15 protein-coding genes and 2 pseudogenes are annotated in these 14,446 nt (G+C 64.7%); 6 read left to right on the top strand and 11 right to left on the bottom strand.

Annotation, left to right across the window (positions count from 1 at the left end; all coding sequences use genetic code 11):
• Positions 1–134 precede the first annotated feature (134 nt).
• The 6 genes and pseudogenes from RUW20_RS05285 to RUW20_RS05260 all read left to right on the top strand — a co-directional run.
• Positions 135–345, top strand: a pseudogene (locus RUW20_RS05285) (transposase); the annotation flags it as partial.
• An 80-nt stretch (positions 346–425) separates the two neighbouring features.
• Positions 426–803 carry a hypothetical protein gene (locus RUW20_RS05280; RefSeq protein WP_313951150.1) on the top strand — a complete coding sequence of 126 codons (378 nt, stop codon included), beginning with the start codon at positions 426–428 and terminating at the stop codon, positions 801–803.
• A 78-nt stretch (positions 804–881) separates the two neighbouring features.
• Positions 882–1,184, top strand: a complete 303-nt coding sequence (locus tag RUW20_RS05275; RefSeq protein WP_313951149.1) for a DUF3883 domain-containing protein — start codon at positions 882–884, stop codon at positions 1,182–1,184.
• A gap of 58 nt (positions 1,185–1,242) precedes the next feature.
• Positions 1,243–1,473: an AbrB/MazE/SpoVT family DNA-binding domain-containing protein gene (locus RUW20_RS05270; protein ID WP_313951148.1), complete on the top strand. Its 231-nt coding sequence runs from the start codon at positions 1,243–1,245 to the stop codon at positions 1,471–1,473.
• Positions 1,463–1,807 carry a type II toxin-antitoxin system PemK/MazF family toxin gene (locus RUW20_RS05265; protein WP_313951147.1) on the top strand — a complete coding sequence of 115 codons (345 nt, stop codon included), beginning with the start codon at positions 1,463–1,465 and terminating at the stop codon, positions 1,805–1,807. The genes RUW20_RS05270 and RUW20_RS05265 overlap by 11 nt, the downstream gene beginning before the upstream one ends.
• A 61-nt stretch (positions 1,808–1,868) precedes the next feature.
• Complete coding sequence (locus tag RUW20_RS05260; protein ID WP_313951146.1) at positions 1,869–2,030, top strand: hypothetical protein; 162 nt, start codon at positions 1,869–1,871, stop codon at positions 2,028–2,030.
• Between the two features lie 14 nt (positions 2,031–2,044).
• Here the strand turns inward: RUW20_RS05260 and RUW20_RS05255 are convergent, their stop codons facing one another.
• The 11 genes and pseudogenes from RUW20_RS05255 to RUW20_RS05205 all read right to left on the bottom strand — a co-directional run.
• Entirely contained in the window at positions 2,045–3,403 is a 1,359-nt protein-coding gene (locus RUW20_RS05255; RefSeq protein ID WP_313951145.1) for a vWA domain-containing protein, read from the bottom strand.
• A 168-nt stretch (positions 3,404–3,571) separates the two neighbouring features.
• Positions 3,572–3,994 carry a hypothetical protein gene (locus RUW20_RS05250; protein ID WP_313951144.1) on the bottom strand — a complete coding sequence of 141 codons (423 nt, stop codon included), beginning with the start codon at positions 3,992–3,994 and terminating at the stop codon, positions 3,572–3,574.
• Between the two features lie 317 nt (positions 3,995–4,311).
• A complete protein-coding gene (locus RUW20_RS05245) occupies positions 4,312–5,217 on the bottom strand; it encodes a hypothetical protein (protein ID WP_313951143.1) in 906 nt (301 codons plus the stop codon).
• 177 nt (positions 5,218–5,394) lie between these two features.
• Complete coding sequence (locus tag RUW20_RS05240) at positions 5,395–6,051, bottom strand: hypothetical protein (RefSeq protein WP_313951142.1); 657 nt, start codon at positions 6,049–6,051, stop codon at positions 5,395–5,397.
• A gap of 524 nt (positions 6,052–6,575) precedes the next feature.
• A complete protein-coding gene (locus tag RUW20_RS05235; RefSeq protein ID WP_313951141.1) occupies positions 6,576–7,013 on the bottom strand; it encodes a hypothetical protein in 438 nt (145 codons plus the stop codon).
• 47 nt (positions 7,014–7,060) lie between these two features.
• Positions 7,061–10,165 carry an efflux RND transporter permease subunit gene (locus RUW20_RS05230; protein WP_313951140.1) on the bottom strand — a complete coding sequence of 1,035 codons (3,105 nt, stop codon included), beginning with the start codon at positions 10,163–10,165 and terminating at the stop codon, positions 7,061–7,063.
• Position 10,166: 1 nt separating this feature from the next.
• On the bottom strand, positions 10,167–11,312 hold the full coding sequence (locus tag RUW20_RS05225; RefSeq protein WP_313951139.1) for an HlyD family efflux transporter periplasmic adaptor subunit: 1,146 nt from the start codon (positions 11,310–11,312) through the stop codon (positions 10,167–10,169).
• A 20-nt stretch (positions 11,313–11,332) separates the two neighbouring features.
• Positions 11,333–11,854: an LPXTG cell wall anchor domain-containing protein gene (locus tag RUW20_RS05220; RefSeq protein WP_313951138.1), complete on the bottom strand. Its 522-nt coding sequence runs from the start codon at positions 11,852–11,854 to the stop codon at positions 11,333–11,335.
• A 10-nt stretch (positions 11,855–11,864) separates the two neighbouring features.
• The gene (locus RUW20_RS05215) at positions 11,865–13,118 is read right to left on the bottom strand and encodes a TolC family protein (RefSeq protein WP_313951137.1); all 1,254 of its coding nucleotides are present in this window, start codon (positions 13,116–13,118) and stop codon (positions 11,865–11,867) included.
• A gap of 42 nt (positions 13,119–13,160) precedes the next feature.
• Positions 13,161–13,592: a DUF411 domain-containing protein gene (locus tag RUW20_RS05210; RefSeq protein WP_313951136.1), complete on the bottom strand. Its 432-nt coding sequence runs from the start codon at positions 13,590–13,592 to the stop codon at positions 13,161–13,163.
• Between the two features lie 597 nt (positions 13,593–14,189).
• Positions 14,190–14,446 (bottom strand): annotated as a pseudogene (locus tag RUW20_RS05205) (heavy metal translocating P-type ATPase); the annotation flags it as partial.

Below are 14,446 nucleotides of genomic sequence, written 5' to 3'. Positions count from 1 at the left end.
CAGTTCGACCAGCGCCCAGGCCTCGGCGCCGAAGGCGATATCGGGCAGACGGATCTCCGGAATGCCGATATCGCCGTCGACCGGATAGTCGTTGAGCAGGCGGATAGTGACGCCGGGCGCGGTCGCCAGTGACACTCGACCGTCAAATGGGAGAACTGGAGGTCAAGATCCAGAGCTGGCACGGGAAAACGAGGGTAGTAGGAAGCTCGCACAGGTCCCGGGTATCGGTCCGATCACGGCGAGCGCGCTGGTGGCATCAATCGGGGATGCGAAGAGTTTAGAGAATGGACGGCAACTGGCGGCCTGGCTGGGATTGGTCCCAAGCAGCACGCCAGTGGTGGCAAACGACAACCCTGCGATATCGCAGCACCAGCGCTTTTTGTAGAGGAGTAACCCCCACCGATTGCTCAGGCGATCATGACGTGATGGCAAGACAGGTAAGATCGTGGTCGATTCCACCTGATAGCAGCCTCGCGCTTCGAGCGCGTCCGACTGATGAGGCATCGACCAGCAAATTCCATCAGGGACAGAGGCATCGCCTCGATCAAAGTCCGAATGCATGGCGGCAATCTTTACCCTTCAAACCGTCACCAATTGAATCCTTGGCAAGCCAAGGGGCGACCATGTCGGCTGCTAGCAGGCCCAGCGCCAAGCTCAATTCGGGCGAAGCCCGCAAGCGTGCCGACCTGCTGCAGGGTCAGCTGCAAAAGCGCTTCGGAGACCTCAAGCTCGCAGCGCAGATTTCGCCGTTGCCAGCCGTGGTGCTGGGGGTTCCGATCGGCCTGATCAAATCAAGGTCATGACCGGCCAGACAACAGCCACGCCCACCACTCCGCCGACACCCAGACCAGATCGGCGCCGCCCGCGCTCGTGCCGTGGTCATGAACATCGAAAGCTGCATCCCGGGCACTGGCAAGCTGCGCTTCATCGAGGTCAAGGGCCGCGTGTCCGGCGCGCCGACGATCACCGTCACTCGCAACGAGATTCTCTGTTCGCTCAACAAGCCGGAGGACTTCATTCTCGCCATTGTCGAGTTTCTCGATGCCGAAACGCACAAGGTGCACTACCTGCACCAGCCATTCCAGCGCGAGCCCGACTTCAACGCCGTCACCGTCGATTACGACTTTGCTGGATTTCTGGTACGCGCCGAGGGACCGCGCCAAACCTACCGGCTGCTCGCTTGATTCAGGCGAATGCTCGCTGTAAAGTAAGAAAGTAATGCAATCCTTACTGGAGAATGAAATGCTCGCCGTTGCCAAGATCACTGCCAAGGGCCAGACCACCATCCCGCAAAACGTGCGCGCCGCGCTGCATGTTGCGCCCGGCGATCTGATCGCCTGGGAAGTTGGCACCGACGGCACGGCCACCGTGCGCCGCGTGCAACCGCTGGACATCGAATACCTGCGCGCCGTCGAAGGCACGCTCTCCGAATGGTCGGGCAGCGCCGACGAGGAAGCCTATCGTGAGCTTTGAGCGTTTCACGGTGCTGCGCGTGCCGTTCCCCTTCACCGACCGCAACGCCAGCAAGAACCGCCCGGCGCTGGTGCTCTCCGACGCCGCCAGCTTCAACGCGCCGGCAGGTCATTCGGTGATGGCCATGATTACCTCGCAGGGCAACGCCCCGTGGCCGCTCGACTGCCCGATTGTGGACCTGAACGCCGCCGGCTTGCCGGCACCCTCCCTGGTGCGCTTCAAGTTGTTCACGCTCGATCATCGGCTGGTACGCGGCGAACTCGGAAAACTCTCGGCTACCGATGCGGCCAGCGTTCGCAATGGAGTGGCCCACCTGCTGGAAGGCGCCCCATGAATCGGGTTGGCCAGCAAGTCGTTCGAGGCTATCGAGAAGAATCGTTCCGCCAGAACACTCCATGACCTACAAGAAAAAACTCATCGAAGTCGCGCTGCCGCTGGAGGCGATCAACGTCGCCAGCGCGCGCGAAATCCGTCTGGGCGGTTGGGCACCGGCTTTGTTCCGCTTGCGGCCGGAAGTGCCGGAGAGCCGCCCGCGATTATCGTCCTGTCGCAGTTGACCACCCGAATCCCACTATTTCTGCGAATCCTCCGGCTTGTCGAACTGCGCCTTGCCTTGCGCCGTCTTGCGACGCAGGAAGCTCGGCGCACCGGCTTCCATCATCAGGCTGTCGAGCGCTTCCTCCTTCGCTGAAATCCGTGACCGCATCTTGCGCGATGAGTACAGCGCTTCCTTGCGGCAGCGGGCGGTGTCCATCGAGCGGGCGAGTTCGGCCATGCTCTGCAGCACCTCGATCACCCAGGGCTGGTCGGCGAAGCGCTGGCGGGCCTCGGCGAGCAGGCGATCGACGGTGTTCCAGTCGCCGTGTTCGGCCGCTGCGCGCGCCTCTTCCAGCAGCTTGCCGGCAGCCAGTTCGGCCTGGCGGGCGACCACCAGCGGATCGGTCAGCAGGGCCTCCCAGGCCGCCACCGGCATGGCGGGCAACGTCAACGTGGTGTCGGCGAAGGCCAGCGGCTTGCCTTCCGGCGTCGACGCGGTGACGGCTGCTTGCAGGAGTTGCCTGGCGCCGTCGATGGCGAGGCCGGCCGGGATCTCCAGTTCGACCAGCGCCCAGGCCTCGGCGCCGAAGGCGATATCGGGCAGACGGATCACCGGAATGCCGGTATCGCCGTCGACCGGATAGTCGTTGAGCAGGCGGATAGTGACGCCCGGCGCGGTCGCCAGCGACAGGCGGAGGTTGCGGGCACAAAGGGCCGAGATGAAATCGAACTCCTCGGCGAAAGGCTCGAAGAGGTCGGCGGCGGTGTCGCCGTAGTAGTGGTTGCCGCCGCCGCGTTTGGCCATGTCGACCATCAGCTCCTCGTTGAAGTCGCGTCCCAGGCCATAGGTCGAGGTGGTGACGCCGCGCTCGGCTGCTTGCGCGCAGAGGGTGGCGATCGCGTCGGTGTCCGTGATCTCGCCGACATTGGCATTGCCGTCGGAAAGCAGGATGACGCGCGCCAGCGCTGCCTGGCCGGCATCGGGCAACAATTCGTCGGCACCCGCCTGCCAGCCGCCGTGCAGGTTGGTTGTGCCGCCGCTATGAACACGCGACAGCGCCAGATGCAGCGCCGTGCGGTCACCGACCGCGCGGGCCGGGACGAGGGTCTGTACGTGCTCATCGAAGACCACCAGCGCGGCGACGTCGGTCGGCTCCAGCTGGTCGGCGATGTGCTTGGCACAGCGCACGGCTTCAGCCAGCGGCTGTCCGGACATCGAGCCGGAACGGTCGATGACCAGGGCGAGGTGATAGGGCCTGCGCGCCTTCTTTTCGCTGGCCACCGGATCGGGCGCCTGAACGCGGATCAGGACCGGCAGCTTCTGGCCTACGCCAGCGATCAGCGCCGGCTTGAGCGGCTGGATGAGAATCTGGGGGATGTTGGTGTCGGGCATCGGGTCTCCTGTTCGTCCGGCGCCATTGCCGGCAGATGAGTACAGGATAGCCAGCGGCAGGCTCGCAGGATGAGCCACCAGAAAAAGTGAACCGCACGAACATGTCCCCGGAAGCGCTTGGCGGAGATGAAAAAGCCGCCAGGAGGCTGCTCTTCCGGCCTTTGTGCGTTAGAGCAGTGCAGGCATTCCGTCGCGTTTGCGCTCGAGCCTGACGTGCACCTTCAAGGTTTGCGAGAAGTAGTACGTATTGGGATTGGCCAACACGCGCTCGTACTCATGGTCGCTGATTTCGACCGCGGTTTCGCCAACCCGATAGAGGTGCCGGTCGCCATCCTTGATGACTTCGGCCCAGTAGTTGTTTTTGTCGTCCGGCGGGTCAGGCCAGGGCTGGGGCTGGCCGGCTTCGCAGGCGATGCGGTTGGCTCGTCGCAGGTCTGCGGTCTGCCAGGTGCCGATCCGCAGACGGGTGATCTTCGGCGGCGGGCCTTCTTGCTGGCCGGGAAGCTGATGACTCGCGGCAGATACGCGGAACGGTGCAGCAAGCAGGCCGGCCAGCGCCGCTGCGATTTTTGTGAATTTACGTCGATCCATTTCAATCTCCTGTTTAGCGACTCTGCCGATAGGGCGGGCGCGCAATCCGGATCAAATCCGCCCGATCCGTTTCCTCTGCAGGCGGTGGATCAAACCGTGTTTCGTGCCAGAACCTGACCGTGTTTCCTCACTTGTTGACGCCGAAGCCCTCCGCCACCGCCTGGATCCGCTCGAAGTCGACCAGGCACGATGCGCCGCTGGACACTCGACGTGGTCGTCGAAGCCACGTAGCGATACTCCTCAAGCGCGATCGCACGGGTGCGCAGGGCGAGATCGCCGCCTTCCGGGCCGGACGCTCGGGCTGAATGGCGACCACCTCAGGCAGCCTCCTGGCCCAGGAATGGCGCCTCGGCAATGGATGCCCGGCCATAAGCCTCGACAAAGGCGACGAGCGTGTTGTCGTCAATGTCCAGCACCGGGCGAATGCTGCCCGCGCCATCGCGCTGGTAGCCCCCGGCCAGGTTCCAGGCGACGGGGATGCGGCGCTGGTGCAGCCCGTCGAACACCATCCGGTCGCGCCGCCAAAGCTGGTCGGTGGTCAGCCAGCCGCCCAGGGGGTCGTTGATGTGGGGGTCGGCCCCGGCCTGATAGAGCATCAGGTCGCAGCCCTGGAAGCGATCAAGCAGCGCCGGGATACACGTAAGAAAAGCCTCCGCCCGCGCCGGGCGGCCGAAGTCCCCGGTCGGGCTGTAATGCAGGACCTGGCTCTCCAGATGCAGACGCTCGATGATGTCGTGCGTGCCGTTGCCCCAGTGCTGGTCGAAGTCAAGGATGCCGACCTTGCTGACTCGCCCCTCGGCGAGCAGGGTCGCCGCAGTGACCATCAGGCCGTTGAAGGTGCAGAAGCCACCGGCGAAGGCAAAGCCCGCATGATGGAAGCCGGAGCAGGGCGCAATTGCACCAACGCGGTTGGTCAGGGCCTCGCGAGCTGCGGCGAGCATGGCGCCGCTGGTCCAGGGCAGGGTGGCGGCCACGGCGGGTGAGGTGTTGCGGAAGCCGTTGGCGCGCCGGCCGCCGAGCACGTCGGCGACGAACTCGGGGTCATGGATCACACCAAACTGTTCGACGCTGAGCGGCTGTGGCGCACGGATCTGAAGCGGCAGGCCCAGGGATTGCCAGGATTCGATGACCAGGGCGGGCTTTCCCGCGCTGGGCGAGAAGCTTTCGCTGTCGGCAACCATGGCCGGGCTGTAAAAGATGGGAATCGGCAGTTCGCCGGCCACCTCTTGCGTCGCGCCTGCCGGCTGGAGTTGCAGGGTAGTGCGGTGGGTATCGTTCATCATGAATCTCCAGTCGAAGCGGTCAGGCGAGCTTGAGCCATCGCTGCCTCACCAGATGAGAGAGTCAAGTTGCCAAGGCGCGGTGGCTTGGCCGGGATACCTGGCCGGCCGGTCAGCTGCTCACTCGTTGCTCTCGGTTGCCAACATGACCTTCTGGATATCCGCGACGTTGACGCTGACCGGTTCAGCTGCCGATGAATGTCGAACCTCTACGCTCCATCCCGACGCTGTGATGCGCAGCTTCTGGGGTGTGCCGGACAGCGTGTGTTCGAGGCCCGAAGAGGTCTTGATGACGAATCGCGCTGGCTGCTCATGGATCAGCGCCTCAAGGAGGTTCGAGAAATCGAGATCGCCGATGGCAGGCATGTTGGGCATGTCGATCTCTATCTTGCGGTCGAGTCCGTGGAGATCGAAGCGAGCGTCGTAAAGCATCTGTTTCAGCAAACCCCGCATCGGCTCGAGAAATGGTCCAAAGACATTGGGCGCAATCTTCTCGACCATGTTGTTCAATGTCAGAAAGGCATAGGCCTGTGCCGGCGTGAACCATTGGCCCGGGAGCATGTAGGTCGGGCCGGCGTTGCCATTGGGCTCGAGCCGATACACGCGCTCGTCGCGATCCCAGGCGATGGGTGCGTTCATCTCGTCGCGCATCATCTGGAGGTCGCGATTGACCGTGGCGCCCGAGACTTCCAGTTGGCCCATGATCTGGGCGAGAGACGCGCCCTGGGGGCGGCTGAGCAGGGCGTTGATCCGGGCAATGCGTTGGGTGCGTTCCATGATCCATCCTTATGCGAAGTTGCAAGGCCCGGCAGGCCGCAGGTCATCGCACTCCGCTGCGGGATAGCAGCGACCATGGCTCTCGTCGACGCGGACAAACATCCAGGCGGCAAGCAACGATTCGGGTCTTGCAGTGGGGTTCGGCGACGACGTTTCGGCCACCGCACGTTGTCCTCTGTGCCGTGAATGAATTGTCGCATCGATCAAGCTCACAGGATGACCAAAATCCGGCGATTGCACGTCGCGCTGTCCGCTTGCCCGGGCTTCATCGTCGGCGGCAGGTCCGGCGAGCGAGGAGATGAGCTACGCCAGGGTGGCCTGACAACCGCCAGTTCGGCACGCCGCGGCATGAACGGCACACGCAGCTCGGTTAACTGGCCTTGGCGTACGATTTTTCCTGTTTCGTGAGCGAGTTTCCAGATTGACGATCAAGGGAGCTGCTCTTGCCGGCTTTCTCGTATCGTGCTCTATTTTCCGTTTTCTCAGGCGACCCCGACGCTAGCCGTTTTCTGCCGCGACCGATCTCAGTGGCTCACCGCCAGCGGCGTAAAGCGCGCCTGCTCGGCCGCCTTGCCGGCCAGGGTGATCGAGACGACGACCTTCATGTCGGGTGTCGACGCGTATTTTGCGGTGCCTTTCATGCGATTGTCGCCGTCGGGTGTCAGCGTCGCAGTGGACTTGTTCTTGCCGGCGAGGATCGTTGCCGTACCGGTCGCGCCGGCCGTGGCGACCTTGGCGCCGACGTGGTCGCTGACATGGACGACGAGCGCGCTGTCCTTGGTCTCCTTGCCGTCGCCGGCGACCACCAATTCGAAGTGGTAAGGCCCGGCCATGCGCAGCTGGCCGCCGTTGGGGGCTTTCTGGCTATCAAGATGCTCGTCGGAGTGTGCCAGCAAGGGCTGGCTGGCGAGCATGAAGGCGCTGGTGGCAGCGGCGAGAATCAGGGCTTTGATCTGCGGCATGGGAAACTCCTTATCGGTGCAATGGGTTCAATGGGTTCAGAAGCGGTTTAAAAACTTTCACTGTCATGGGCAGCGAGCAGACGTTCCAGCGCCGGCTTGCCCCACATCCAGAACATCAGCGGCGTCAGCAGGCTGTCGAGCAGCGTCGAACTGATCAGTCCGCCGAAGATCACCACCGCCACCGGGTGCAGCACTTCCTTGCCCGGTGCGTCGGCCGAAAGCAGCAGCGGCAGCAGCGCGAAAGCCGCCACCAGCGCGGTCATCAGCACCGGTGTCAGACGCTCCAGCGAACCGCGGACGATCATGTGCTGGCCGAAGGCCTCGCCCTCGAAGGCACACAGGTTGATGTAGTGACTGATCTTGAGGATGCCGTTGCGGGTGGCGATGCCGGTCAGGGTGATGAAACCGACGAGTGCGGCGACCGACAGCGGTTGCCCGGAAATCCACAACGCGATCACACTGCCGACCAGCGCCAGCGGGATGTTGCCCATGATGATCAGCGTCAGTGCGGTCGAACGGTAGCGGCTGTAGAGGACCATGAAGATCATCGTCAGCGAGATCGTGGCGAGCACGCTGATCAGTTGCGCGGCCTGTTCCTGCGCCTGGAACTGGCCCTCGAGCGCGGTGAAATAGCCGTCGGGCAGCGGTTTGGCGGCGAGTTCGCTGCGGATGTCGGCGATCACCTGCGACATGTCGCGGCCGTCGGTGTTGGCCGAAAGAACGATGCGGCGCCGTGAATTCTCGCGGCTGACCTGGTTCGGGCCATCGCTTTCCTCGACGGCGGCGACTTTCGACAGCGGTACGTGGCCGGTCGGTGTCTCGATCAGCAGATCGGCCAGCGCCTGCGGCCCACGCGCGCTTTCCGGCAGGCGTACCAGCAGGTCGAAGCGGCGGTTGCCCTCGACGATCTCGGTGATCCGCTCGCCCTCGATCATTTGTTCGAGGCTGCGCAGCAGATTGCCGGGAGCGACGCCGTAGCGCGCCGCCTTCTCGTAGTCGAGGTGGATTTTCACCTGTGGAATCAGCACCTGCTTCTCGATCTGCAGGTCGGTCACCCCGGCAATCTGCGCCAGCCGTCCGCGTAGATCGGCGGCCAGGCCGCGCAGGGTGTCGAGGTCGTCACCGTAGATCTTCAGCGCGATCTGGGCGCGGACGCCCGAGAGCAGGTGATCGAGCCGATGCGAGATCGGCTGCCCGACGTTGGACGCCGCCGGCAGCGTGCCGAGACGCTGCCGGATGTCGGCAATGATTTCGGCACGGCCGCGATCGGAAGCCTTGAGATCGACGTCCATCTCGGTGTAGTGCACGCCCTCGGCGTGTTCGTCGAGTTCGGCGCGCCCGGTCCGCCGGCCGACCTTGGTGACCTCGGGAACGTCGGCGACCAGTTGCTCGGCGAGCGTGCCGATGCGGTTCGATTCGCTCAGCGAGGTGCCCGGGTTGAGCAGCACATTGACGGTCAGCGTGCCCTCGTTGAAAGGCGGCAGGAAGGAACGCGGGAAGAACGGCACGCTCGCCGCAACGAGCAGCACCAGCAGCAGCGCGCCGAACAGCAGGCCGCGCGCACGCGCGAAGGACCAGTGCAGGAGGCGCGCGTCGGCGCGCTTGAGCCAGATCACCAGCGGGCTGTCGCCGGCGTGCAGTTGCTTCATTTGTGGCAAGAGGTAATAGGCCATCACCGGCGTCAGCGTCACCGAGACGATCATGCTGGCCAGGATCGAGACGATGTAGGCGACGCCGAGCGGCGTGAACAGACGGCCCTCGATTCCCGGCAGGACGAACAGCGGTACGAACACCAGGACGATGATCACCGTCGCGTAGACGATCGCCGAACGCACTTCCAGCGTGGCGGCGGCGATCACCTCGATCACCGGCCGTGGCGTGCTGGCGGCGCGGTTTAGCTTGAGGCGCCGCAAGACGTTCTCGACGCCGACCACCGCATCATCAACCAGCTCGCCGATGGCAATCGCCAGGCCGCCCAGGGTCATGGTGTTGATCGACAGGCCGAAGTAGCGAAAGACCAGCGCCGTCGCCAGCAGTGATACCGGAATGGCCATCAGCGAGATAATCGTCGTGCGCACGTTGAGCAGAAACAGGAAAAGGATTACGGCAACCAGGATCGCCCCATCGCGCAGTGCCTCCGCGACGTTGTTCACCGAGTGCTCGATGAAATCGGCCTGCTTGAAGAGGAACGACGGCGCTTCGATGCCTTCGGGCAGGCTCCTGGCGAGCTCGTCGATGGCTTTCTCGACTTCGCGGGTGAGCGACACACTGTCGGCGGCCGGCTGCTTCTGCACCGACAGAATCACCGCCGGCTTGCCCTGGAAACTGCCGTCACCGCGTTTGATCGCCGGCGCCAGCTTGACGTCGGCCAGTTGCTTGAGGACGATCGACTGGCCATTTCGGACGGTCACCACCAGGTTCTGCAGGTCCTCGATGCGCGAGCTGCGGCCGATCTGGCGGATCAGATATTCGCGGCCCTGCACTTCAAGGAAGCCACCACTGGTGTTGGCGCCGAAATCACGCAGCGCGGCTTCCAGTTTCTCGCGTTCGACGCCCAGCGCCTGTAGCTGTGCGGGACGCAGTTCAACCCGGTACTGGCGCACTTCGCCGCCGATGGGGATCACCTGGGCGACGCCGGGAATGGTCAGCAGTCGCGGCCGCATCACCCAGTCGGCGTACTCGCGAACGGCCATCGGGCTGACCCTGGCGGGGTCGGCGGGGATGGCGATCAGCAGGATCTCGCCCATGATCGACGAGATCGGCCCGAGCTGCGGGACGATCCCCGGCGGCAACTGATCGCGCACCAGATTCAGGCGCTCGGCGATCTGCTGCCGGTTGCGGTAGATGTCCGATCCCCACTCGAATTCGACATAAATGATCGACAGGCCGATGCCCGAGACCGAACGCACGCGCGTCACCCCCGGCATGCCGTTCATCCCCGATTCGATCGGGAAAGTCACCAGCTGCTCGACTTCCTCCGGCGCCATGCCGCCGGCCTCGGTCATCAGCGTCACCGTCGGCTTGTTGAGGTCGGGGAAGACATCGACCGGCATCTGGCGCAGTGTGATCGCGCCGTAGATGATCAGCAACAGTGAGATGCCAAGGACGATCAGCCGCTGCTTGAGGCTGACGCGGATAATCAGTTCGAACATGTCAGCGTACCTGCGATAACAGGCCGGCGCCCTCGACGACCACGCGATCGCCGTCGTGCAGGCCGTCGACAATCGCCACCCTGTTGGCATCGAGCGACTGCGGGTGCACCCGGCGGGCGACAAAACGTTCGGCGTCGGTATGCACCCAGACCGCCGTCTCGCCGGCGCCGATGCGGGTCAGCGCCGAACGCGGCACGGCGGCGCCGGCGATCTCGTGCGCGGTACGAACGATCACCTTGAGTGGTTGCCCGACGGCGACCATCGAGTTCGGCGTGACGATCCGGAACAGCAGCGGCAGCGCCTGTTCGCGCATCTGTCGGCCGCCGCCGACGAAAGCGAGTTCCAGCGCGCCTTGCTCGGACAGCGCGCTGGCCGAAATCAGCGTCGCGCCGATGCCGGCCTGGTAGGCCAGAGCCTCGACCGCCAGGCGTGACGGGTCGATGATCTCGAAGAGGATTTCCTTGGCATCGACGACCTGACCGGCGACCAGGCGGCTGGCGCTGATCACGCCCGTTACCGGCGCGCGCAAGGGCTCGGCGCTGTCGATGCTGGCGCTGGTCGCGGCCAGGCGCTTGCGCAGCGCGCTGCGTTCGATGCGCGCCGCTTCGATTTCCTTGTGCGCCACCGCGCCTTCGAGCTCCTCGAGCCGTCGCACGCGCGCGTCGGCAATCGCCAATTGGCCCGCCAACTCGGCCTGCTGCGCCTTCTGGTTGCCCCGTTCGATGGCACTACTGACCGGGCGCAGGTACGCCAGGATCTCGCCCCTGGTGACTTTTCGGCCGGGAACCGGCATGCCTTTGGGGCCGGGTTCGACACTGCCGGCGAACGTCGCCTGCACGCGACCGCCGGTCTCCGGGTCGGCGATTACCTGGCCGTTGAGTTCGATCGAAGCCGAGAGCGGACCGATGACGACCTGTTCGCTGCGCACGCCGATCTGGCGCTGCAGCGGCTTGGGCACGAACAGGCTGCCGTCGGGCAGGCGCTGCGGCGACGTGGTGTGGCGCACGCTTGCCGTGGCACCTGCCTTTGCCGCGCTTGCCGACGCTGCTTTTTGCGTGACCTGGCCGTGATCCTCGTCGCCATGCGCCAGCGCGGCACTGGCCAGGCAAGCCAGCGTCGCGGCAGCGAGAATGCGGCGAAAGTTCATTGTCGGTGGCCTCTCGGAGATTATCGGTGTTGCCGGCGGCGCCGGAGCACGAGCAGGGCGGCGCCGGCGAGCAGCAGCGCGGCGGCCAGTACCCATACCGTCCACTCGCTCCAGTCGTGGCTGTGCGCCGCGGCGCTACTTGCCGGCTGCGACGTATCGAGCAGCAGCGATAGCAGGTCGGCGTTGTCGCTGCTCTCGATGCTGATCGTCAGCGGATGTCTGGCCGCCGGAAAGTTGGCGGCGAGTGCGATGACGTAGGTGCCGGGTGAGGTCTCGCTGGCGACGCCCTGCGCACCGGCCAGATCACCCTCGACCTCGACCTTGGCACCGGTCACCGGCTGGTTGCTGGCGAAGTGATCGACATAGACCACCAATTTCTGGTCTTCGAGCGCGGCAACGACTTCAAAGTCGGCGGTGGCGGCGCTCGCGCGTGGCGCGACGCTCTGGCTGAGCGCCGGTGGCGGTGCGCCGTGATCTTCGCCACCGTGGCCAAAGGCCGAAAACGCGATTACCAGCAAGGCGGTGGCCAGAAGCTGCTTCACGACAGCACTCTCACGGCAGCACTCCCAGGGTTTGATTGAGGCGCGAAATAGCCGCCGCGCGGGCAATCCGCTGGCGGCCTAGAAAAGTGTCGGCGTCGTAGGCGGCGGCGCGGATGCGCAGCAGCATCGCCAGGTCGGCTTCGCCCAGGGCAAAGCTCTTTTCGGCCAGGCGCAGGCTGTCGGCGCTCAGCGTGTGCCGCTGTTCGGCGAGTGCGTACTGCCGTTCGGCGGCCTGCAAGGCTTGTCGGGCGCGCGCGGCGTCGAGCTCGATGCGCTTCTCGACGCGCTGCATTTCAGCGTCGCTCTGGTCGGCCTCGGCCTGTGCCGCCGAGCTTTCGCGGCGCACCAGAGCACCCGAAGAAAAGGGAATCTTCAGTCGGATGCCGACGCTGTCCGAATACGATTCGCTGAAGTCGGCGCGTTCGCGAAGTGCGATCAAGCTCACTTCCGGCGCGGCGCGGCGCGACTCTTCGGCAACTTTTACCTTGGCCCGGGCGCTGCGCGAGGCGGCGGCGGCGGCGGTCAGTTGCGGGTGCGTCGCCGGCAACAAGCGACTGACGCCAGCAGCGTCTGGTGTCGCCGGCTGTTCGACGCTGATCGACGACGGCGCCGGTGCCCCGGTGAGTGCACGAAAGGCGTGCTCGGCCTGCAATAGCGCGCTGTCGGCATCGATCCAATCGGCTTCGGCCGCCTGCGTTTCCATTTGTGCGAGATTGGCGTCGATCCGCGACAGATCGCCGGCCTGGTAGCGACGCTGCACTTCGCTGGCCAGGGCGCGCGCGGTCTGCAGGCGCCGTGCCGCCAGGGAGGCGGTATTGCGCGTGGCGGCCAGGGTCCACCACGCCTCGCGCAGCTCGCCGGCGATCGCCAGGCGCAGCGCGTTGCGCCTGGCGCCGACTTCATCAAAACGGCTCTCGGCCTCAGCTTCACGCGCGGCCTTCTGTCCCGGCAGCCACAGGTAAGTGTTCAGCTCGACGGCGACCTCGCGTTTGCCGCGATTGCTGTTGAGCTGGTCGTTGAGCGCGCCGACGCTGACCGACCCCGGCTCCGGCGTCAGACCGGCAGCGACTTCTTGCGCCGCGCGTGCTTCGCCCTCGCGGGAGTCCAGCGACTTCGCCTGCGGATTTCTCAGCCACGCCTGTTCCAGCCAGAACGCCAGGCTGCCTTCCTGCGCCTGCACAGGAGCGGCCAGTCCGGGCAAGCTCAGCAGCCCGGCGAGCAGGAGGCCAGCCGCCAGCCGTCGTGGCCAGCGCACAGCCGTCATGGTAGGGCTCGGAGCGTGCGGCTATGCATCGATTGCGGTCGCTCAGTGCTTGGCAAAAACGCGGCTGGAACCGTTGCCGTTGACCAGCAAGCTGTCGTAGGGAACCGGGCTGCCGCCCATCCCGGGCGAGCTGGCCGGCATTCCGGGCACCGCGAGCCCCAGGGCCTGCGGCTTCTCCTTGAGCAAGCGCTTGATATCGGCGGCCGGCACGTGACCCTCGAGCACGTAGCCGTTGACCGTTGCCGTATGGCACGAGCCAAATTTCTCGGGCATGCCCAGCTTCTCGCGGTTTGCTGGTACGTCTTCGATATCGTGGGTGCTGACCTCGAAACCATTTTCGCGCAGATGCTCGACCCAGCCGCCACAGCAACTGCAAGACGCGCTCTTGAAAACCTCGACGCGCGGGGCGTCCTGGGCGAATGCCTGGGCGGCCGACACGAGGGCAAGCGCGAGGAGGAGGCGAAATGGCTTCATGGCAGGCTTCTGTTCCGGGAGGTTGGTTGAACTGGCACGAGGAGTCGGGTGGCGCATTCTGCGTAATTTGCCCGCACAGCAGGCTGACGCCCGGATTACATTCCTGTAATTGTTGGTGAGCGGCGGACGTAACACTTGTCATGGAACTCTGGCACGCCATCCCGGTATCGGCGTCACAGCCCGAAGCGGTGGTCTTGGCGGCTGCAAATAAGCCCCGCCGTACAGCAGCCGACGCACGGGTAGCGTCTTCCAGGGAGATCCATTGGCCATCCGGGCCAATGGGAATCGCACGGCGACGTCCGCTGGTGATCCCTGGGACGACGCTTGGCCAAGTCCATGCTCACACCAAATGGTCTGTTCAACCACAGCGCAAGATTGACCAACCATTTTGGCCAGCGCCCTGTTTCTTCGGCGCGGGATGACCCGGCGTGCCAACATACAAGTGCGGATGGGCCTCGAAACGCTCGATACATTGCGCTGAGCAGAACGCATAGTCACTATCCCTGATAGCGGAAGCGATAACTATCGGGCTCGACCATCATGCCGCACACCACATCTTTTACTTTGGTTTCAGTTGGCATTTCTTGCTCCCTCGAGTCAGATAGAGATCCTGCGCAGCCGCAAAGCGTTACTGATCACCGAGATCGACGACAGGCTCATTGCCGCGGCGGCGAACATGGGAGACACCAGGATGCCGAGGAAGGGATACAAGATACCAGCGGCGACCGGCACCCCGGCGGCGTTGTAGACCAGGGCGAAGAACAGGTTCTGCCTGATATTGCGCATGGTGGCCCGGGACAGGCGGCGCGCCCGCACGATGCCGTTCAGATCGCCCTTGACCAGCGTGAATCCGG

The organism is Accumulibacter sp. (genome assembly GCF_032229525.1).
Lineage (GTDB): Bacteria > Pseudomonadota > Gammaproteobacteria > Burkholderiales > Rhodocyclaceae > Accumulibacter.
Note: the sequence above shows the minus strand (reverse complement) of the source record. Positions and strands in the feature narration are given on the sequence as shown.